Below are 18,546 nucleotides of genomic sequence, written 5' to 3' on the forward strand. Positions count from 1 at the left end.
GCTCCCGCCAAGGATCTACGGGCTACGCAGATCTGGGGGCTGCGGCTGAACAGCGGGTGGCACGGTCGGCACCACCCGCTGTCGGTTCAGCCCGCTGGGCCGGAAGGTCAGGCCTGCTCGGCGTCGGCGGCCGGAGCGGCCTCGGCGGCGGGGGCCTCGTCGGCGACCGGGGCGGCCTCGGCGGCGGGGGCCTCTTCGGCGACCGGAGCGGCCTCGGCGGCAGCCTCAGTCTCCTCGGCGTCGGCGACCTTCTCGGTCTCGGCGGAGGTCTGCACCTCGGCCTCGGCGGCGGGGGCCTCGTCGGCCTTCTTCTCGCCACCTTCGAGCAGGTCGCGCTCCCACTCGGCGAGCGGCTCGCCGGCGGCCTTCTCGCCCTTGGCCTCGGTGGCGACACCGGAGCGGGAGATGAGGCCCTCGGCGACGCCGTCGGCGATCACACGGGTGAGCAGGGTGACGGAGCGGATCGCGTCGTCGTTGCCCGGGATCTTGTAGTCGACCTCGTCGGGGTCGCAGTTCGTGTCGAGGATGGCGACGACCGGGATGTTGAGCTTCCGGGCCTCACCGACCGCGATGTGCTCCTTCTTGGTGTCCACGATCCAGACGGCGCTGGGAACCTTGGACATCTCGCGGATACCACCGAGGGTCTTCTCCAGCTTGGTCTTCTCGCGCGAGAGCACGAGAAGCTCCTTCTTGGTCAGACCGGACGCGGCGACGTCCTCGAAGTCGATCTGCTCCAGCTCCTTGAGGCGCTGCAGACGCTTGTAGACGGTGGAGAAGTTGGTGAGCATGCCGCCCAGCCAGCGCTGGTTGACATAGGGCATGCCGACGCGGGTGGCCTGCTCGGCGATGGCCTCCTGCGCCTGCTTCTTCGTGCCGACGAACATGACCGTGCCGCCGTGGGCGACGGTCTCCTTGACGAACTCGTAGGCGCGGTCGATGTACGACAGCGACTGGAGCAGGTCGATGATGTAGATGCCGTTGCGCTCGGTGAAGATGAAGCGCTTCATCTTCGGGTTCCAGCGACGGGTCTGGTGACCGAAGTGGACGCCGCTTTCCAGCAGCTCCCGCATCGTGACGACGGCCATGGCCGTTCTCCTTGGTTTCTCGGTTGTGCCGCGGGTACCGGACGGCACCCGCGCCTGACGCCCGCGATGCGCCGTGCCACGAGGGACCGAGGGGCGCTGACACCGGCTTTCGTCTTGCGACGGTGGACCGAATGTCGGGGCGTGCGAAGTCGACCCGGTGACCCGGATCGCCAAAGGAAGTGTACGGGACCCGCGAGGTACCGGGTGACGCCGTTGTCCACAACCCCGCGGCCCTGCACAGAACCGGGCCATGATCGTCAAGGACCGCCCGCGGTGCGGGACGGTTCCGTCATGCGAACGAAGCGAAGTGCGCGTACGGCACCGGTCCTGCCCGGACTCCTGCTGAGCCTGCTGCTGACGGCTCTGACCTGCGCGGCCACGGCCGCCCGAGCGGGCGTTCCGCCCCCTGCCCCGCCGGCGGGCGGCGACCCGGCGGTCCCCGCGGTCGCCCGCAACTGGCCGGTCGGCTCCCGCCCTCAGGTGCTACGCGGCTGGGAGCCCCCGGTGACGGCCTACTCCCGGGGGCACCGCGGGGTGGACCTCGCGGCCCCGGCCGGCGCACCGGTGCGGACGGTGGCGCCGGGGCGGGTGTCCTTCGCGGGACGGGTGGCGGGACGGGGCGTGGTCTCCGTCGAACTGACCGGCACGGGCACCCCGCCGCTGCGCACGACGTACGAGCCGGTACGGGCGTCGGTGACGAAGGGGACCGAGGTCGCGGCGGGCGCGGTCCTCGGCACGGTGGAACCGGAACGCTCCCACTGCGGAGCCGCTCCGTGCGTGCACTGGGGCCTGCTGCGGAAGGACGTCTACCTCGATCCGCTCTCGCTGCTGCCGCCCTGGCTGCTGCGACAGGGTCCGTCGAGGCTGCTCCCGGTACTCGGGCTACCGACGCCGACCGCACCGGCGCCCGAGCACGCAGCGACACGGGACGGACGAGTGCGCGAGCACGTGGCGACACCGGACGGACCGGTACCCGAGCACCTACCGGCCACGGACGCGCCGTCCGCGGAAGCACCGGTGCACGGGCACACACCGGCCACGGACGCGCCCCTGCGCGAGGGCCTACGGGCCGCGGACGCACCGGTGCGCGCTTACTTACCGGGCGCGGGCGGACCGGCCCGCGAGCACATACCGGCCGCGGACGCACCGGTGCACGAGCACGCACCGTTCGCGGAAGCACCGGCGCACGGGCACACACCGGCCACGGACGCACCCGTGCGCGAGGGCCTACGGGCCGCGGAGGCACCGGTGCCCGCTTACTTACCGGGCGCGGGCGGACCGGCCCGCGAGCACATACCGGCCGCGGACACACCGGTGCACGAGCACGCACCGGGCGCCGACGGGCCGGTGCACGGGCACGTACCGGTCTCAGACGCACCGGTGCACGGCCACCTACCAGCTGCGGGCAGACCGGTACGGGCAGAGCGGCGCGCGAGGGCGTTTCTCCGCCCTGGGCGGTTCAGCCGCGTACGCCCCGCAACGCCATGTTCACCGCCGCGTCGGTGATCGCGGGCGGATCCTCCGCCGCGCCCAGCTCGATGCGGCGTACGGCCGCGTCGACGATCCCCTGGAGAAGCATCGCGGCCAGTCTCGGCTGGGCGTGGCCCAGTTCGTCCAGGGCCTGGGCGATCATCGCGACGAGACCGCCGTGGGCGGCGCGGATCTTCTCGCGGGCGCCCGCTTCCAGTTCGCTGGCGGAGATGGCGACCACGGCCCGGTGCCGGCGGTCGCCGACCAGGGCGAGCTGCTGGCGCACGTACGCCTCGATCTTGCCCTCGGCCGTCTCCGCGCTCGCCATGGCGGCCGAGACCTCGGCGGCCCAGACGGGGAAGTCGGCCTCGCACAGCTCCTCGACCACGGCGGCCCGGGAGCGGAAGTACTCGTACACGGACGACCGCGCGAGCCCCGTGCGTTCGGCGAGGGCCGGGAAGGTCAGCGCGTCCGTCCCGCCCTCGGACAACAGGGAGCGCGCCGCGTCCAGGAGGGCGGCTCGCTGCATCGACCGGTGCTCGGCCACGGAGGCCGCTCGAATCCTTGGCACGTCAACCACTCTACGGACGGACCTTCCCGGGCGGGAGTGAGTCCGGCCATGCAGGCACGATTCTGCGAGATCAGCGGGCCTGAAAGGAGGTCGGGGCGGACGGAGAATCGGGGGCCAAGGGGGCGCGGGGGCCGGGCGGGCTCGGCTCAGCGTCCGAAGCTCGCCAGCTTCGCCCGCAACTGGAGCACGGACTTGGTGTGGATCTGACTGACCCGGCTCTCGGTCACCCCCAGCACGTTCCCGATCTCGGCGAGCGTGAGTCCTTCGTAGTAGTAGAGCGTGACCACGGTCTTCTCCCGGTCGGGCAGCGTGTTGATCGCCCGGGCCAGAAACCGGCGCAGCTCCCGGTCCTCGGCCACCTCCACCGGATTGTCGGCAGCGGTGTCCTCCAGGGTGTCCATCAGGCTCAGCCGGTCGCCGCCCTCGCCGCCGACGTGCAGCAGTTCCTCCAGCGCGACTACGTTGGCCAGCGACAACTGGCTGAAGACGGCGTGCAGTTCGTCGACCGCGACCCCCATCTCGGCGGCCACCTCGCACTCCGACGGCGTGCGCCTGAGCCGCGCCTCCAGCGTCGCGTACGCCCGCTCCACATTCCGCGCCTTCTGCCGCACCGAGCGCGGGATCCAGTCAAGCGCCCGCAGCTCGTCGATCATCGCGCCGCGGATCCGGGTGATCGCGTAGGTCTCGAACTTGATCTCCCGCTCGATGTCGAACTTCTCGATCGCGTCGATCAGCCCGAACACCCCTGACGAGACGAAGTCCGCCTGCTCGACGTTGGGCGGCAGCCCCACGCTGACCCGTCCGGCCACGTACTTCACGAGCGGCGAGTAGTGCAGGATCAGCTGCTCACGCAGCCGCTCGTCGCCCGAGGTCTTGTACGACCGCCACAGCTCGTCGAGGGTGGCGGGGGCGGGCGGCCGCACGCTGCCACCGTCGCGGGCGGCTGGGGGGAAGGCCGCCCGGTCGGACCCGGAGGTGTGCTGGGGCATTCGTCGCCTTGTGTCGTTCTGCCGTGAAGTGGGGGTGACTGGGGGAGCTGTCTGTCTGGTACCGAGATCGCCGGTCTGTGCCGGAATCCCGTGAGCGTAGCGTGACTGGGGTGTCGCGGTGAGCGAACGTCGGGGCGTCGGGCCCGCGCGGAGGGGCCCGGCGGGACGCCTCGCCGGGGCACCCCGCTCGCCGCGCGCGATCAGCGGAACGCGTCAACTGCGGGCATTCCCAAGGGTGTCGGGGTTCCCCCGGACGGCCGAACCCATCCGGTCAGCCGCGGCCCCGACCGGCGCGGACCGAGATCACCGCCTGGCGTGTCAACTTCCAGCCGTCGCCGTGTCGTTCGACGTAGCCGAGCGATCGGAGTTCGTACAGTCTCGCGATCGCGTCGTCCTCCGTGGTCTGCGCGCCCCGGGCGATGTCGTACGGCGCCGCCGTCCCGCGTCCCGGCAGTGCGGCGAGGACACGGCGGGCGGCCGGTTCCAACAGGTCGCGCGGCAGCACCGGTCCGCGCCGGTCCGGAGCCAGTTCACCCATGTCACCGACGAGTTCGACCACGTCGGCCGCGTCGGCGACCAGTACGGCGTCCCCGCGCAGGAGTTCGTGGACGCCCGCGGAGAGTCCGCTGGTGACCGGCCCGGGCACCCCCATGGTGTGGCGGCCCAGGCGCCGCGCCGCCCGGGCCGTGACGAGGGAGCCGCTGCGATGGGCGGCCTCGACGACGATCGTGCCTCTGGTGAGCGCTGCGATCACTCGGTTGCGGAGGATGAATCTGCTCGGAGTCGGATGCTCACCCGGCGGCAACTCCCCTACCACGAGCCCCTGTTCGGCGATCCTGGTGATCAACTCGGTGTGCCCGCGCGGGTACGGCCGGTCGACACCGCAGGCGAGTACGGCGACGGTGGCACCGCCCGCCCCGAGGGCACCGCGATGGGCGGCGCCGTCGACGCCGTAGGCTCCGCCGGACACCACCACCCAGCCCGCCTCGGCGAGGCCGGCGGCGAGGGTGGCGGACACATGGGCGCCGTAGCCGGTGCAGGCGCGGGCGCCGACGACGGCGACCGACCTCAGTGCCCACATCCGCAGGCTGGGCCGGCCGCGCACCCACAGCCCGAGGGGCCGCGCGTCCCCCAGGTCATCGAGCTGAGCGGGCCACTCGACGTCCCCGGGACACACGTACCGCACCCCGGCCTCGTCCGCCGCGGACAGGTCCCGCTCCGGTTCGGTGCCTTCGGCGCGTGCGCGCAGCCCGTTCCACCGCCTGTCGGTCACCCCCGCGAGCTGCGGGCCGCCGGTGCGCAGCCGTCGGGCGACCTCCGCCGCCCCCAGTTCCCGGACCCACCGGCCGCCCACCTCGTCCCCCGGTTCGAGAACCCTGGCGAGGAAGGCGCGGGCGTGCAGGTCGCCGTCCAGGGGGGTGTCGCCGGTCATGTCAGCGCTCCGATCGTCATCGGCACGCCTCGCGGTACGCCCGTGCGCAGTTGCAGCGCGAGGGCGACGTCGGTCGCCCCGGGGCGGTCGCGGCCCACGAGGTCGGCGACCGTCCAGGCGACCCGAAGGACCCGGTCGAGCCCCCGGGCGGTGAGCATGCCCCGCTCCAGGCTGCGCTCGGCCTCGTCCATGGCCCCGCGCTCGGCGTGCCAGCGGCTGCGCAGTTCCCGGCCCGGTACCTCGCTGTTGGTGCGCCACGGCGTCTGGGCGAGCCGCGCCGCCGCCCGCTCCCTGGCCGCCCGCACCCGGTCCGCGACCGTCGAGGTGGACTCGCCCCGCGTGCCGCGCCCGGTGAGCTGGGCACGCGTGACCCGCTCCACCCCCACCCGCAGGTCGACCCGGTCGAGCAGCGGCCCGGAGAGTCTGGCCTGGTAGCGCCGTACCGCCGAGGGCGCGCACTCGCAGAAGTCTTCGGCCTGCGAGAACCGGCCGCACGGGCAGGGGTTGGCGGCGAGCACCATCAGGAAGCGCGCCGGGAACCGTACGACACCGGCGCTGCGCGCGATCACCACGTGCCCGGCCTCCAGGGGCTGGCGCAGCGCGTCGAGCGCCTGGCTGCCGAACTCGGGCGTCTCGTCCAGGAAGAGCACGCCTCTGTGGGAGAGCGACACGGCACCGGGCCGTGCCATGCCGGGCCCGCCGCCGACGAGGGCCTGCATCGTGGCCGAGTGGTGCGGGGCGCAGTAGGGGGCGACGTCGATCAGGGGCTTGCCCGGGGGCAGCAGGCCCGCCACCGAGTGCACCGCCGTGACCTCCAGCGAATCCTGCCGGCCGAGCCGGGGCAGGATGGCGGGCAGCCGTTCCGCGAGCATGGTCTTCCCGGCGCCCGGCGGGCCTTCGAGGAACAGGTGGTGGCCGCCGGCCGCGGAGACCTCCACCGCCGTACGCGCCGAGAACTGGCCGACGACGTCGGCGAGGTCGTGTCCCTGGTCGTGCTGGGCCGCGCCCGCGCCGTGCATTCCGGTGGCGGCGCCGGAGCCGGGCAGGCGCAGTCCCGCGAGCAGCGGGTCGGGGCGGCCCTGTTCCTCGGGTTCCTCGTCCGGTACGGGTTCGTCGGCCAGGACGGCGATCAGCTGCCGCAGGGTGCGGACGCCCAGGATCGACACCCCGGGCACGAGGGACGCCTCGGCGGCGGCGCACTCCGGCACGACCACCTGCTCGTAGCCGGCGTCGACCGCGGCCAGTACAGCCGGCAGGATGCCGCGGACCGGCCGGACCCGGCCGTCGAGGCCCAGCTCGCCGATCATCACGATGTCGGTGAGCACGCGCGGGTCGATCCGCTCGGCCGCGCCGAGCACCGCGCTGGCGATGGCAAGGTCGAACCCGCTGCCGGCCTTGGGTACCGACGCCGGGCTGAGTCCCACGGTCAGCTTCTTCTGCGGCCACTCGGCACCCGAGTTCACCACCGCCGCCCTGACCCGGTCCCGGCTTTCCGTCAGGCTCTTGTCGGGGAGCCCGACCAGGGTGAAGGCGGCGACGCCCGGTTCGAGGTCGGCCTGGACCTCGACCGCCACGCCCTCGACGCCGACCAGCGCCACCGAGCACGTACGAGCGAACCCCATCTCAGGCCACCCCCCGCGCATGCTCGACCACGGGGCCGCCGCGCCGGGGCAGGACGACTCCCACCAGGTCGATGCGGACCCCTCCGGGCGGGGCCCCGCCGTGGGCGTGGATCCAGCGTTCGGCGAGACCGCGCAGGCGGCGCGCCTTGTCCGGGGTCACCGCGGCCATCGGGTGCTCGAAGGCACCGGCCCGTCGGGTCTTGACCTCGCAGACGACCAGGACGTCACCGTCCCGTGCCACGATGTCGATCTCGCCGGTCCTGCCGCAGCGCCAGTTGCGCTTCAGGACGGTCATTCCGGCTTCGGTCAGCCGCCGGGCGGCCAGCGTCTCGCCGTACCTGCCGAGTGCACCGCGTGCGTTCATGTCGGCACCACCTCCGGCACCCACCGTGACGGGTCAGGGCAGCGGAAGTGGATCTTGGTGAGTTACTCAGCGGTTGTGGAAAACTTCCTCAGCCGTGCGGGGGTCCGTCATCCGCCCGGCAGTTCGAGGTCGCTCTTGTTGAGCTCCTCGATATTCACGTCCTTGAACGTGAGAACGCGCACCTGCTTCACGAACCGGGCCGGCCGGTACATGTCCCACACCCAGGCGTCCGCCATCGACACCTCGAAGAACACCTCGCCCTGGACCGAGTGCACCTGCATCTCGTAATCGTTGGTGAGGTAGAAGCGCCGCTCGGTCTCGATCACGTATTTGAACAGACCGACGACATCGCGGTACTCCCGGTAGAGCTTCAGCTCCATCTCGGTCTCGTACTTTTCGAGGTCCTCGGCGCTCATGGCATGTTCCCCTTCACCCGTGCGATCCCACCATTGTGCGCCAGTACCGCGAGCCCCTAGACGATTTCGGTGTCCAGGGTCACGGGTGCGGGCGGGGGACCTTCGTCGAGCAGCCTGCTGAGCAGCTCGGCGAGTCTCGTCGGATATACCGTCTCATGCGTCCGGGTCAGTTCTCGGCACGTCCACCATTGCGCTCCGGCCACACTGCGGCGCTCCAGCTCGGTCAGAGCCGTCGCCGCGGGCACCACGTCGGCCGTATGGACCGTACGGGCCAGGTAGTACCACTCGTCCTGGTCCCAGCGCCGGCCCGCGAACGGGAAGGAGCACCGGCGCCGCCAGAGCACCGGACCCAGCTCGACCCGGGTGATCCCGGTCTCCTCCGCCAGTTCCCGCAGCGCCGCCTCCTCGTGGGTCTCGTCGCCCTCCAGGCCGCCGCCGGGCGTGAACCACCAGTCGTCGGCGGGATCGTCCGGTTCATGGCCGTGCAGGAGCAGGATCCGGTCCCGCGGGTCGAGCAGGATGACCCGGGCGACCCTGCGCAGACCGCCGTCGTACGAGTCGGCCGGGCCGGGCGGGCCGCCGTCCGTGGCCTCAGTGGGCACTCGCGGGCTCCGTCCGGGCGCGGGAACGGCCCCCCAGAACCTTGGCGACCGGGCCGTACGCTCCGCCGCCCAGCACGAGGACCGCGCCGGCCACGATCAGGAGGAGGATCACGCGCAGCGGTCCGGTCTGCGAGAGGGCGCCGAGCTGTTCGAAGCCGGTGGGGCGCTCCAGCATGCCCTTCATCGGCCAGGCGACGGCGTCCACCCGGGCGGTCACGGCGCTGCGCGCGACGGTGCCGCTGGCGGCGTCCGTGAGGTGGGCGCTGGAGTCCAGCGATCCGCGGCGTTCGTCGCCGAGCAGGAACAGACGTCCCGCGGGGACCTTCACCGTCGGGATCGTCTTGTCCTCGACCTCGCCGCCCTTCAGATAGGACTCGTCGATCTGTTTGCCGTTGACGGTCAGTTTGCCGGCGGTGCAGCAGGAGACGGTGTCCCCGCCGACCGCGACGACCCGCTTGACCACCGGCGCGTTCGTCACCCAGCTCTTGTCGGTGAAGACGACGACATCGCCCCGGCGCACATCGCCGCCGTCGACGCGCTGCGCCAGCACCCGGTCGCCGATGCCGATCGTCGGCGACATGGAGCTGGTGGGCACCGTGTACGGCCGGTAGACCAGCGCCGCCCAGGCGAATCCGCCGAGGAACAGCACAAGGCCCAGCGCGACGGCCAGCCCGGACAACCGCTGTCCGGTCCGGCTGCCCACCGGGCCTCTGCCTGTGCCGCCGCTGCTGCGCGGGGCCGTACGTGTCGTGCTCTCGCCACCCATGGGTCCGCACCCTACCCGGCGGTACCGAGCCCGGTCAGCCCCCTCTTCGGGACCCGCGGCCTCAGCGGCCGGCGGCCACCTTGGTCTCGTTCCGCTTCTCCGGCGGCGCCGGCCGCCTGCGACGCCACAGCGCCACCGGCACGACGGCGGCGAGGGCGACGCCCTGCGGCGCGACCGTCAGGGCACCGGCCGCCGCCTGGTTCCCCAGGCCGGTCTGGTCGAAGGTGTCCGGGATCGGCAGCGTGCCCCAGCGGTTGACGGGCCAGGCGCGCACGATGGCGCGTCCGACGACCTGGTTGACGGGCACCATGCCGTGGTGGCGGTCCGACTGGTTGTAGCGGGAGTCCCGCGAGTTCTGCCGGTGGTCGCCCATCACCCAGATGGAGCCCTTGGGGACCTTGACCGTGAACTGGCCGCCCTGGTCGTCGTTGCTGCACGGGGTGTTGCCCGGGTACACGTAGGGCTCGTTCAGCGCCTTGCCATTGACCGTGAGCGGGCCGGTGCCGCTGCACGAGACCGTGTCGCCGCCGACGCCGATGACCCGCTTGATGAGGTCCTTCTCCTCCGCCGACGGCATCAGGCCGATCCAGCTGAGGAACGTCTGCAGGGCGTTCGGGTTGGCCACGGGCTCACCCGCCAGCCAGTCGTCCGGGTCGTGGAAGACGACCACCTCGCCGCGGGTCGGCTTGGAGCCGAACCAGGGTGTCAGCTTGTCCACCAGGACCCGGTCACCCTGCTGGAGGGTGTTCTGCATCGAGTCCGAGGGAATCGAGAACGCCTGCACCAGGAAGGACTTGATCAGCAGCGCCAGGACGAGCGCGATGCCGATCAGGATCGGCAGCTCCTTCCAGAAGGAGCGCGGCTTCCTCGCCTGGGGGGCCGAGTCGCCCGGCCCGCCCCGGCCCTCGGTGGGCGTCCCCTCGCCCGGCGCCCTGCCGTCCTCACCGGCTCCGGAGTCACTCGCCGAGGTCACGGCGCTGTCCGCGGCCGGGACAGTCGCTTCCACGGGGCGTCCGCGGTCCTCGCCGTCTTGTCCGGACCGTGCGCCAACCGCCACATCCCCCACGCCAACTCCTTACTCTGTGCCGCCGCCTGCCCCATGCGCGGCGCAGGCCCACCACTCCCATAACGAGCGGGAGTTCCGCAGGGGTCGGGAGTTGGAGCGTTCCGTTCGGATCGTCGGAGGCAACCCTATGCGACAGTTCGGGACCGGCGGTCGTCCCCGACCCGGCGGGGGAAACGGATGCGAAGGTTTTAGGTTCGTCGAGGCCCGTCCAGTGGCCCATCGGCCAGGCGATCACCTTCGCCCGCCCCACCACGGACTTCAGCGAGACCGTGCCTCCGTAGCTGGTGTTCATGTGGGCGCGGGAGTCTGCCGAGTTGCCGCGGTGGTCGCCCATCACCCACAACCGGCCCTGGGGGACGGTGATGTCGAACTTGGTCTCGGAGGGTGCGTTGCCGGGGAACAGGTAGTCACCCTCGGTCAGGGGGACGCCGTTGACGGTCAGCCGCCCTTGTGCGTCACAGCACTTGACGTGGTCGCCGCCGACACCGATGACCCGCTTGATGAGGTCCTTCTCGTCGTCGGAGGGCAGCAGGCCGATGAACTGGAGCCCTTCCTTGGCCTGTTTGACCACCACGGGGTCGTTCTTCTTGGTGGTCTGCTCGTCCGCCAGCCAGCCGCCCGGGTCGTGGAAGACGACGACGTCCCCGCGCTGCGGCTCGGAGCCGAACCACGGGGAGAACTTGTCGACCAGGACGCGGTCCCCGATCCGGATGGTCTCCTCCATGGAGCCCGACGGGATCACGAACGCCTGGACGAGGAACGTCTTCAGGACGAGCGCTATGAGGACGGCGACCCCGACAAGGAGGGGTACTTCCTTGACCGCGCCGCGCCTGCGACGCCGCTTGACCTTGCGCTGGAGCTTGCGCCGCTCGGCCCGGCTGCGCCCGCCGGACGGCGCGATGGCCCGCCGGGAGCCGGTCGGCAGCAGGCTCTCGGTGCCGAAGGGGCTGCCAGGGCTGCCCGGTGCCGTCCCGCGCGGTCGGCCGCGGTTACCCATGGGCACCCTCCGCGGCGGGCACGCGCGCGTACGCGTCGGGCTGCCGCAGGCGCGTCCAGTGGGCGGCCGGCCAGACGATCCAGTCGGCGCGTCCGATGACGTCGCCCACGGGGATCATGCCGCCGCCCGGGGAACCGAGGTGGTCGCGGGAGTCGGCGGAGTCGCCGCGGTGGTCACCGAGGAGGAAGAGGGTGCCGCCGGGCACCACGACGTCGAAGGGCACGCGGGACGGGCTGTCCCCCGGGTACAGGAACGCGCTCTCGTCGACCGCCCGGCCGTTCACCTCGATCCGTCCCTTCTCGTCACAGCAGACCACGTGGTCTCCCCCCACACCCACGACGCGCTTGATGTAGTCCGCGTCCCCGAAGTAACCGCTGCCGTCGAACACCACGATGTCGCCACGGCGCGGCAGGGCACCGAAACGGTACGCCAACTTATTTACGAGAACGCGGTCGCCGATCCTCAATCCGGACTCCATGGATCCGCTGGGAATCCGGAACGGTTGCAGCGCGAAGGTGTTGAGCAGCAGCACGAACACCAGGCAGAGCAGGGCGGTCAGCGTGATCCGGCCGCCGGGAAGCCACTCGGACGTCCGCGCCACCCACGCGAAACGCGACCGTCCCTCCGGCTCCTTCGTCTCCGGGGTGTTCCCCGTTTCGGAAGGGCGGGAGGAGCGGTCGCGCTCCGTCGGCTGTGCTTCGGTGTCCATCGAGGCCAGATGCTATCCGGCCGCCGTGTGCGCTGGGCCGTGGGCTCGTCGGCCCACGTCCCGCGCACGGCACCGCGCGATCACCTGTCGCGCTTCTCCTTGATCTTCGCGGCCTTGCCGCGCAGCTCACGGAGGAAGTAGAGCTTCGCGCGACGGACGTCGCCGCGGGTCACCAGCTCGATCTTCTCGACGATCGGGGTGTGCACCGGGAAGGTGCGCTCGACGCCGACGGAGAACGAGACCTTGCGGACCGTGAAGGTCTCGCGGACACCGGCGCCCTGGCGACGGATCACCACGCCCTTGAACTGCTGCACACGGGAGCGGTTGCCCTCGATGACACGGACGTGGACGTTGACCGTGTCACCCGGGCGGAAGGCCGGGAGGTCAGTGCGGAGCGACGCGGAGTCGACCGTGTCGAGCAAGTGAGACATTTTGTCTGCTTTCTTCGCTGATGCCACAGGTCATCAACGGGAGTTAGATGTTCCAGAGGATGCCGGCCGTGCCGGGGCGGGCGTCATGTCCCCCTGCGGCAGGGGCGCACGCCGGGCGACGCACAACAACGGCCTATTCTTCCACGCCCTCCGGCCTGCGCCAAAATCGGCCGTACGGCTCGCCCTCGGGGTCCGGGGACCAGCCCAGGATCGACAGCATCTCGCGGTCCTTCTTGTCGAACGCCTTGGGCTCGCAGCGCTCGATCAGGTCGGGCCGGTGGGCGGAGGTCCGCTTCAGCGCCTCGTCCCGCCGCCAGCGGGCGATCTTCCCGTGGTGACCGCTGATCAGCACGTCCGGGATCTCCCGGTCGCGCCACCGGGGCGGCTTGGTGTAGATCGGCCCCTCCAGGAGGCCGGCCATGGCGCCGGGCGCGAAGGAGTCGTCCCGGTGGGACTCGGCGTTGCCCAGGACACCCGGCAGCAACCGTGCCACGGCCTCCGTGACGACCAGGACGGCCGCCTCGCCGCCGGCCAGGACGTAGTCGCCGATGGACACCTCGTGGACGGGCATCCGGGTGGCGTACTCGTCGATCACCCGCCGGTCGATGCCCTCGTAGCGGGCGGGCGCGAAGATCAGCCAGGGACGCTCGGAGAGCTGTACGGCGAGCTCCTGGGTGAAGGGCCGGCCGCTGGGCGTGGGGACGACGAGGACGGGCTCCCGGGAGCCGCTCTCGTAACCGTCCGCCAGGACCTCGTCCAGGGCGGCACCCCAGGGCCCGGTCTTCATGACCATGCCCGGGCCGCCGCCGTAGGGAGTGTCGTCGACCGTGTTGTGGCGGTCGTACGTCCAGGAGCGCAGATCATGCACGTGCACGTTGAGCAGTCCACGCGCGCGTGCCTTGCCGACAAGGGAGACGTTCAGCGGGTCGAGGTACTCGGGGAAGATCGTGACGACGTCGAGCCGCATCAGGACTCGTCCCGGTTCGACGCGCTGGACCCGTCGGCCGCTTCGTCGGGGGCCGCGTCGTCGGGGGCGGTTCCGTCGTCCGCCGCCTGGTCGTCGATCAGGCCGGGCGGGGGGTCGATGACCGCCCGCTGCTCCACGAGGTCGATCTCAATGACGATCGCCTCGACGAAGGGGATCAGCACCTCGCTGCCGTCGGCCCGCTCGACGATGAAGAGGTCCTGGGAGGGCAGGTGCGAGATCTCGGTGATCCGGCCGATCTCGGTGCCGTCCTTGGTGACGACGTCGAGGTCCATCAGCTGGTGGTCGTAGTACTCGTCCTCCTCCTCGGGCAGCTCCGCCGGATCGATCTCGGCGATCAGGAGGGTGTTGCGCAGCGCCTCGGCGCCGGTGCGGTCGCGCACGCCCTCGAAGCGCAGGAGGAGACGGCCGCTGTGGACGCGGCCGGTCTCGATGGTGAGGGGCCCCGTCGGGGCCGGGTCCGTGAGAAGGACGGCGCCGGGCGCGAGCCTCAGCTCGGGCTCGTCGGTGCGCACCTCTACGGTGACCTCGCCCTTGATGCCATGGGCCCGGCCGATACGAGCGACTACCAGCTGCACGGTGCTTGTTTCTCCTGATCTACGACTATGGGCCGGGGACGGCCCAGTGGCCCTCCCCGGCCCGAGCCGGTGCTGCGGTACGTCAGCGGACGTGGTCCACGTCGACGAGGTCGACCCGGACACCGCGGCCGCCGATGGCGCCCACGACGGTGCGCAGGGCACGGGCGGTACGGCCGTTGCGGCCGATCACCTTGCCGAGGTCGTCGGGGTGGACCCGGACCTCCAGCACGCGCCCGCGACGCAGGTCGCGCGAGGCGACCTGCACATCGTCGGGGTTGTCCACGATGCCTTTCACGAGGTGCTCAAGAGCCTCCTCGAGCATGCTCAGGCCTCGGTCGACTCAGACGAAGCGGACTCGGCCGGGGCCTCGTCCTTCTTCTCCGCCTTCTTCTTCTGGGTGATGGCCTCACCCTTGCCCTCGTCGTCGCCACCAAGGGCGTCGAACAGGGGGCGGGCGGCCTTCGGCTCGGCCACGAGCAGCGGAGCCGGGGCCGGCAGGCCCTTGAACTTCTGCCAGTCGCCGGTCAGCTTCAGAATGGCGAGCACGGGCTCGGTCGGCTGCGCGCCGACACCCAGCCAGTACTGCGCACGGTCCGAGTCGACCTCGATGCGCGAGGGGTTCTGCACCGGGTGGTACAGACCGATCTCCTCGATGGCCCTGCCGTCACGGCGGGTACGGGAGTCGGCGACGACGATGCGGTAGTGAGGCGAACGGATCTTGCCCAGACGCTTCAGCTTGATCTTGACTGCCACGGGAGTGGGTTCTCCTGGAATTGACGTGGTTGGGCACGGCGAGAAAGCCGCGTGGGGTTGCGGCACCCGAGTGCCCGATGGACGCGTCAGCCGGAGGCGAGAGGGTTCCTGTGCGGCTGTCGAGTACAGCTAGCCATTGTGCCACACCCGGACGGGCGTCCCGCACCGGGGAAGCACGTACCCGACCAGCCGGAAGCGGCACCCGGCGCCGGGGGTGACCGGCGCCGGGTGCGCTCCCGGGACGCGCTGGGGACGCGGCCGCCACGAGCAGCCGCGGTCTCAGGCCGCGCCCAGTACCTCCGGGATCCGGAAGGGTTTGCCGCAGCCCCCGCAGACGATCGGCGCCTGCGCCAGGACCGAAGGGACGACCCGTACGTTACGGCCGCAGTCGCAGACGGCCTTGACGCGGACGCCACCGCCGGAGGAACCGTGCCGGGCGGCCGGGCCGCGGAAGGTGCTGGAGGTGTTGTCGGCGGAGGTGGCCGCCGTGTGGGCCTTCAGCGCGCGCTGGAGGCGTTCGATGGTCGGACGGTAGCGCCGCTTGGCCTCGGGGTTGAGGGTGACCAGCGAGAAGCCGCTGCTGGGATGCGGTTCCTCGGAGTGGTCCAGGCCCAGTTCCTCGGCGATCGCGAGGAACCTGCGGTTGTGGTACCGGCCGGCGCGGGACGTGTCGCGCACGCCGCGCGAGGCGGCGATGCCATGGACTGCCTCATGGAGCAGTCGCTCGAAGGAGAGCTCGTGCCCGCAGGCGGACGACGACTCTCCGATCAGGGACTCGGGCGCGGCCAGATCGGGCAGCTCGGGGTGGTACCGCTGAATGTCGGCCCACGCCTGTGCCAGCTCTGCGGCGAGAACAGGTGGTGTCTGTGTCGTGCTCACGTAATGACAACGAGCCGGAGTGCCCCTGTGTTCCGATTCCGGGGCATCCCAAATATTTTGCACGTACCCGTCAGTTGCCCCTGATGTGTCCCGACGAGGGCGGGTGCGCTGATCTGCGGAGAAGCCTCACAGCTCGTACCAAGGTGGTGCGTAGGCTGACGTACGCCCCGGCGCGTAGACAAGGTCCGCACGCCGGGGGATGCACGTTCCGCACGTACGCAAGAGGCCTTTCGGTCGCTCTGGCGCGCCGGCCCCGCCTCAGTAGGCGCGCGCGACGACGGCGACGTTACCCGGCGCCTTGTCGTCGTCCGGCACCGACCCGTCCTCGGCGACCAGACACCGGACGGTCACGGCGTGGTCGGCCAGCTTGGCCTCGCCCTCCTCGCCGAGCACCGCCCACGGGATGCGCGCCCAGCCGCCGGCGGCGGCCGCCTCGACGGCCTCCTCGATCGTCGACACCTCCGAGGTGCGTGACTCGCGGCGCTCGCGCGACTGCCGCAGCAGCAGCGCCTGGTCCTCCTGGAGGACGGCGGGGAGCAGCCCGACGAGGGAGTCGATCGCCACCGGCTCCTTGCCTCCGGGGATCCGGCGGGCCAGCATCGCGGTGCCGTTCTCCAGGTCACGGGGGCCGATCTCGATCCGTACCGGTACGCCCTTGAGCTCCCAGTCGACCGCGCGGCGCCCGAACGGGACGTCCGTACGGTCGTCGACGTGGACCCGTACGCCCGCCGCCCTCAGCCGGTCGCCGACCTCGCGGACCTTGGCCAGAACCGCCTCATCGCCCTTGATGGCGAGGACGACGGCCTGGATCTGCGCGAGGTTCGGCGGGACCCGCAGGCCGTTGTCGTCGCCGTGCATCATCACCAGGGCGCCGATCATGCGGGTGGTGGAGCCCCAGGAGGTCTGCCAGACCAGTTCCTGCTTTCCCTCCCTGGACAGGTACCGGGTGTTGAACGCCTTGGCGAAGGTCTGGCCCAGCTCGTGGCTGGTGGCCATCTGGAGGGCCTTGCCGTCACCCATCATCCCTTCCAGGGTGAGGGTGTTGACGGCGCCCGCGAACCGCTCCTTGACGGTCTTGCGGCCGGGTACGACGTCCATCGCGAGGACCTTCACCATGAAGTCCTCGTACACCTGGCGATGGATGTGCGCGGCGAACTCGCGGGCCTCCTCGTAGGTGGCGTGCGCGGTGTGGCCCTCCTGCCACAGGAACTCGGTGGTCCGGAGGAAGAGCCGGGGCCGCAGCTCCCAACGGACCACGTTCGCCCACTGGTTGATCAGCAACGGCAAGTCGCGGTAGCTCTGCACCCACTTCGAGAAGTAGTCGTTGATGATCATCTCGGAGGTGGGACGGATGACCGCGGGCTCCTCCAGCTCCTTGCCGCCGCCGTGGGTGACCACGGCCAGCTCGGGCGCGAAGCCCTCGACGTGGTCGGCCTCCCGGGCGAAGTACGACTGCGGGATCAGCAGCGGGAAGTACGCGTTCTGCGTGCCCGTCTCCTTGATCCGGGCGTCCATCTCGGCCTGCATCCGCTCCCAGAGCCCGTAGCCGTACGGGCGGATGACCATGGTGCCGCGCACCGGACCGTTGTCGGCCAGCTCGGCCTTGCTGATCAGATCCTGGTACCAGCGCGGGAAGTCGTCCGCCTGGGGCGTGAGAACGGGTGCCTTTGCCATGACGGGATCGTACGGGTCCACGTTGCCGGTATGTGAATTCTCGCCACTCCCACAGCCAGGCCCCAAGCCGGGCTCCGCAACCCCTGGACGCCATGGCGAGTGCGGAGTTACCTGGCTTACGGGGAAAGTACGAGCGCGCGCCTCGGGGGGCCATGGATCGGACACAGCGACAACTCGCAGCGGATTGGGGCGTTTCCGATGACACCTGTGCTCGTGCGGCAGTACCCGCCTCACACGGGGCCGGCGCCCCGGGTGGACCCGGGTGCACGCGCGCGTGACTGGTCCGAGATCCAGGAACGGATGCTGGTACCGCTCTACGAGGCCGTCTACGAACGACTCGAAGTGGGCCCCGGGACACGGCTGTTGGGCCTCGGCTGCGGTTCGGGACTCGCCCTTCTGACGGCCGCCTACAGAGGCGCCGCGGTCACCGGCGTGGACTCTTCACCGGAACGGCTGGCCCTCGCCCGGGAGCGGCTGCTGCCGGACACTCGCGGTCCACGCGCGCGTGCCGCCGCCCGGCTGGTCGGCTCACCGCTCGACGCGGCCGGACCGCGGACGCCCCCGTACACCCTGGTGACCGCTTTCGAGCCGATCGGGTGTCTGACCGGCGACACCGAGCGGCTCGGGGACCAGCTCGCGGCCGCGACCCCGCTCGCCCGCCTGGGGGCGCCCGTGGTGCTGGCGGGCTGGGGTCCGCCGGAGCGGTGCGCCACCTCCGCCGTGCTGCGGGTGGTCCTCGGGCCGGCGGAGCCGCCGCGTGGCGTGGGAACCCCGCGCCCGGCGCTCCGCGACGACCTGGAGGAGGCCGCCTGTCATGCGGGGCTGAGGCCGGACGGGTCGGGCCGGGTGGTCTGCCCCTTCGGCTACGCCGACCTCGACAGCGCCGTACGGGGGCTGCTGTCGACGGGGCTCCTCGACGCGGCGGTCACCGCGACCGACCGGGCGCGGGTGGACGAGGAGTTGACGCAGGCGTTGCGTCCGTACCGGCGCCGGGACGGAACGGTGTGGATGCCGAACGTGTTCCGGTACCTGATCGCGCGTACGCCCCAGCCGCCACTCCCGGCTCAGCCGGAGATCCGCGGCAGGTGACGACCGGCTCCGCGGTGGCCTTGACGTCGTCCTGGGTCAGGTCATCGCGGAGCCGGTCGTCGGCAGGC

Annotated in this window: 20 protein-coding genes and 1 pseudogene; 2 read left to right on the plus strand and 19 right to left on the minus strand. The window is 71.5% G+C overall.

Annotated elements, in window-relative coordinates:
• Positions 1 to 107: 107 nt before the first annotated feature.
• Positions 108 to 1,085, minus strand: coding sequence for a 30S ribosomal protein S2 (gene rpsB / locus ABZT12_RS14220; RefSeq protein WP_356382613.1), 978 nt, complete (start codon positions 1,083 to 1,085; stop codon positions 108 to 110).
• A gap of 291 nt (positions 1,086 to 1,376) precedes the next feature.
• On the opposite strand from rpsB, the pseudogene ABZT12_RS14225 reads away from it, so the two are divergent.
• Positions 1,377 to 1,979: pseudogene (locus ABZT12_RS14225) on the plus strand (M23 family metallopeptidase); the annotation flags it as partial.
• A gap of 565 nt (positions 1,980 to 2,544) precedes the next feature.
• Here the strand turns inward: ABZT12_RS14225 and ABZT12_RS14230 are convergent.
• From ABZT12_RS14230 to proS, 18 genes are all read right to left on the minus strand, one after another.
• Positions 2,545 to 3,102: a helix-turn-helix domain-containing protein gene (locus tag ABZT12_RS14230; protein ID WP_356382826.1), complete on the minus strand. Its 558-nt coding sequence runs from the start codon at positions 3,100 to 3,102 to the stop codon at positions 2,545 to 2,547.
• A gap of 170 nt (positions 3,103 to 3,272) precedes the next feature.
• Positions 3,273 to 4,115, minus strand: a complete 843-nt coding sequence (gene whiG, locus ABZT12_RS14235) for an RNA polymerase sigma factor WhiG (RefSeq protein ID WP_356382616.1) — start codon at positions 4,113 to 4,115, stop codon at positions 3,273 to 3,275.
• 271 nt (positions 4,116 to 4,386) lie between these two features.
• Entirely contained in the window at positions 4,387 to 5,547 is a 1,161-nt protein-coding gene (gene dprA / locus ABZT12_RS14240) for a DNA-processing protein DprA (RefSeq protein WP_356382619.1), read from the minus strand.
• Complete coding sequence (locus ABZT12_RS14245; protein WP_356382622.1) at positions 5,544 to 7,169, minus strand: YifB family Mg chelatase-like AAA ATPase; 1,626 nt, start codon at positions 7,167 to 7,169, stop codon at positions 5,544 to 5,546. Before ABZT12_RS14245 ends, dprA begins: the two co-directional genes overlap by 4 nt.
• Before the next feature lies 1 nt (position 7,170).
• Positions 7,171 to 7,533: a YraN family protein gene (locus tag ABZT12_RS14250; RefSeq protein WP_356382624.1), complete on the minus strand. Its 363-nt coding sequence runs from the start codon at positions 7,531 to 7,533 to the stop codon at positions 7,171 to 7,173.
• A 107-nt stretch (positions 7,534 to 7,640) separates the two neighbouring features.
• Positions 7,641 to 7,949, minus strand: coding sequence for a DUF2469 domain-containing protein (locus ABZT12_RS14255; protein ID WP_003965949.1), 309 nt, complete (start codon positions 7,947 to 7,949; stop codon positions 7,641 to 7,643).
• 56 nt (positions 7,950 to 8,005) lie between these two features.
• Positions 8,006 to 8,551: an NUDIX hydrolase gene (locus ABZT12_RS14260; protein WP_356382627.1), complete on the minus strand. Its 546-nt coding sequence runs from the start codon at positions 8,549 to 8,551 to the stop codon at positions 8,006 to 8,008.
• Positions 8,541 to 9,317 carry a signal peptidase I gene (gene lepB / locus ABZT12_RS14265; RefSeq protein WP_356382630.1) on the minus strand — a complete coding sequence of 259 codons (777 nt, stop codon included), beginning with the start codon at positions 9,315 to 9,317 and terminating at the stop codon, positions 8,541 to 8,543. The genes ABZT12_RS14260 and lepB (ABZT12_RS14265) overlap by 11 nt, the downstream gene beginning before the upstream one ends.
• A 61-nt stretch (positions 9,318 to 9,378) precedes the next feature.
• Entirely contained in the window at positions 9,379 to 10,383 is a 1,005-nt protein-coding gene (lepB, locus tag ABZT12_RS14270; protein ID WP_356382633.1) for a signal peptidase I, read from the minus strand.
• Positions 10,274 to 11,380, minus strand: a complete 1,107-nt coding sequence (lepB, locus tag ABZT12_RS14275; RefSeq protein WP_356382636.1) for a signal peptidase I — start codon at positions 11,378 to 11,380, stop codon at positions 10,274 to 10,276. Before lepB (ABZT12_RS14275) ends, lepB (ABZT12_RS14270) begins: the two co-directional genes overlap by 110 nt.
• Entirely contained in the window at positions 11,373 to 12,089 is a 717-nt protein-coding gene (lepB, locus tag ABZT12_RS14280; protein ID WP_356382639.1) for a signal peptidase I, read from the minus strand. The genes lepB (ABZT12_RS14275) and lepB (ABZT12_RS14280) overlap by 8 nt, the downstream gene beginning before the upstream one ends.
• 80 nt (positions 12,090 to 12,169) lie before the next feature.
• Positions 12,170 to 12,520, minus strand: coding sequence for a 50S ribosomal protein L19 (gene rplS, locus ABZT12_RS14285; RefSeq protein WP_356382642.1), 351 nt, complete (start codon positions 12,518 to 12,520; stop codon positions 12,170 to 12,172).
• A 133-nt stretch (positions 12,521 to 12,653) separates the two neighbouring features.
• Complete coding sequence (trmD, locus tag ABZT12_RS14290; protein WP_356382645.1) at positions 12,654 to 13,487, minus strand: tRNA (guanosine(37)-N1)-methyltransferase TrmD; 834 nt, start codon at positions 13,485 to 13,487, stop codon at positions 12,654 to 12,656.
• A complete protein-coding gene (rimM, locus tag ABZT12_RS14295; protein WP_356382648.1) occupies positions 13,487 to 14,083 on the minus strand; it encodes a ribosome maturation factor RimM in 597 nt (198 codons plus the stop codon). The genes trmD and rimM overlap by 1 nt, the downstream gene beginning before the upstream one ends.
• An 82-nt stretch (positions 14,084 to 14,165) precedes the next feature.
• Positions 14,166 to 14,405 carry an RNA-binding protein gene (locus ABZT12_RS14300; RefSeq protein ID WP_005479813.1) on the minus strand — a complete coding sequence of 80 codons (240 nt, stop codon included), beginning with the start codon at positions 14,403 to 14,405 and terminating at the stop codon, positions 14,166 to 14,168.
• A gap of 2 nt (positions 14,406 to 14,407) precedes the next feature.
• Positions 14,408 to 14,836, minus strand: a complete 429-nt coding sequence (rpsP, locus tag ABZT12_RS14305) for a 30S ribosomal protein S16 (RefSeq protein ID WP_356382650.1) — start codon at positions 14,834 to 14,836, stop codon at positions 14,408 to 14,410.
• A 279-nt stretch (positions 14,837 to 15,115) separates the two neighbouring features.
• Positions 15,116 to 15,715: a hypothetical protein gene (locus ABZT12_RS14310; RefSeq protein WP_356382653.1), complete on the minus strand. Its 600-nt coding sequence runs from the start codon at positions 15,713 to 15,715 to the stop codon at positions 15,116 to 15,118.
• Positions 15,716 to 15,973: 258 nt separating this feature from the next.
• Positions 15,974 to 17,389 (minus strand): proline--tRNA ligase, encoded by a 1,416-nt coding sequence (gene proS / locus ABZT12_RS14315; RefSeq protein WP_356382656.1) that lies wholly within the window; start codon positions 17,387 to 17,389, stop codon positions 15,974 to 15,976.
• A gap of 198 nt (positions 17,390 to 17,587) precedes the next feature.
• On the opposite strand from proS, the gene ABZT12_RS14320 reads away from it, so the two are divergent.
• Positions 17,588 to 18,478: a methyltransferase domain-containing protein gene (locus tag ABZT12_RS14320; RefSeq protein ID WP_356382659.1), complete on the plus strand. Its 891-nt coding sequence runs from the start codon at positions 17,588 to 17,590 to the stop codon at positions 18,476 to 18,478.
• Positions 18,479 to 18,546 lie beyond the last annotated feature (68 nt).

It is taken from the genome of Streptomyces sp. NPDC005423 (genome assembly GCF_040606415.1).
Taxonomy (GTDB): domain Bacteria; phylum Actinomycetota; class Actinomycetes; order Streptomycetales; family Streptomycetaceae; genus Streptomyces.

Bases quoted from the DNA above. Each gene is read 5' to 3' on its own strand.
- rpsB (WP_356382613.1), bottom strand. From the start codon at position 1,085: ATGGCCGTCGTCACGATGCGGGAGCTGCTGGAAAGCGGCGTCCACTTC.
- whiG (WP_356382616.1), bottom strand. From the start codon at position 4,115: ATGCCCCAGCACACCTCCGGGTCCGACCGGGCGGCCTTCCCCCCAGCC.
- dprA (WP_356382619.1), bottom strand. From the start codon at position 5,547: ATGACCGGCGACACCCCCCTGGACGGCGACCTGCACGCCCGCGCCTTC.
- ABZT12_RS14245 (WP_356382622.1), bottom strand. From the start codon at position 7,169: ATGGGGTTCGCTCGTACGTGCTCGGTGGCGCTGGTCGGCGTCGAGGGC.
- ABZT12_RS14250 (WP_356382624.1), bottom strand. From the start codon at position 7,533: ATGAACGCACGCGGTGCACTCGGCAGGTACGGCGAGACGCTGGCCGCC.
- ABZT12_RS14255 (WP_003965949.1), bottom strand. From the start codon at position 7,949: ATGAGCGCCGAGGACCTCGAAAAGTACGAGACCGAGATGGAGCTGAAG.
- lepB (WP_356382630.1), bottom strand. From the start codon at position 9,317: ATGGGTGGCGAGAGCACGACACGTACGGCCCCGCGCAGCAGCGGCGGC.
- lepB (WP_356382636.1), bottom strand. From the start codon at position 11,380: ATGGGTAACCGCGGCCGACCGCGCGGGACGGCACCGGGCAGCCCTGGC.
- lepB (WP_356382639.1), bottom strand. From the start codon at position 12,089: ATGGACACCGAAGCACAGCCGACGGAGCGCGACCGCTCCTCCCGCCCT.
- rplS (WP_356382642.1), bottom strand. From the start codon at position 12,520: ATGTCTCACTTGCTCGACACGGTCGACTCCGCGTCGCTCCGCACTGAC.
- trmD (WP_356382645.1), bottom strand. From the start codon at position 13,487: ATGCGGCTCGACGTCGTCACGATCTTCCCCGAGTACCTCGACCCGCTG.
- ABZT12_RS14300 (WP_005479813.1), bottom strand. From the start codon at position 14,405: ATGCTCGAGGAGGCTCTTGAGCACCTCGTGAAAGGCATCGTGGACAAC.
- proS (WP_356382656.1), bottom strand. From the start codon at position 17,389: ATGGCAAAGGCACCCGTTCTCACGCCCCAGGCGGACGACTTCCCGCGC.
- ABZT12_RS14320 (WP_356382659.1), top strand. From the start codon at position 17,588: ATGACACCTGTGCTCGTGCGGCAGTACCCGCCTCACACGGGGCCGGCG.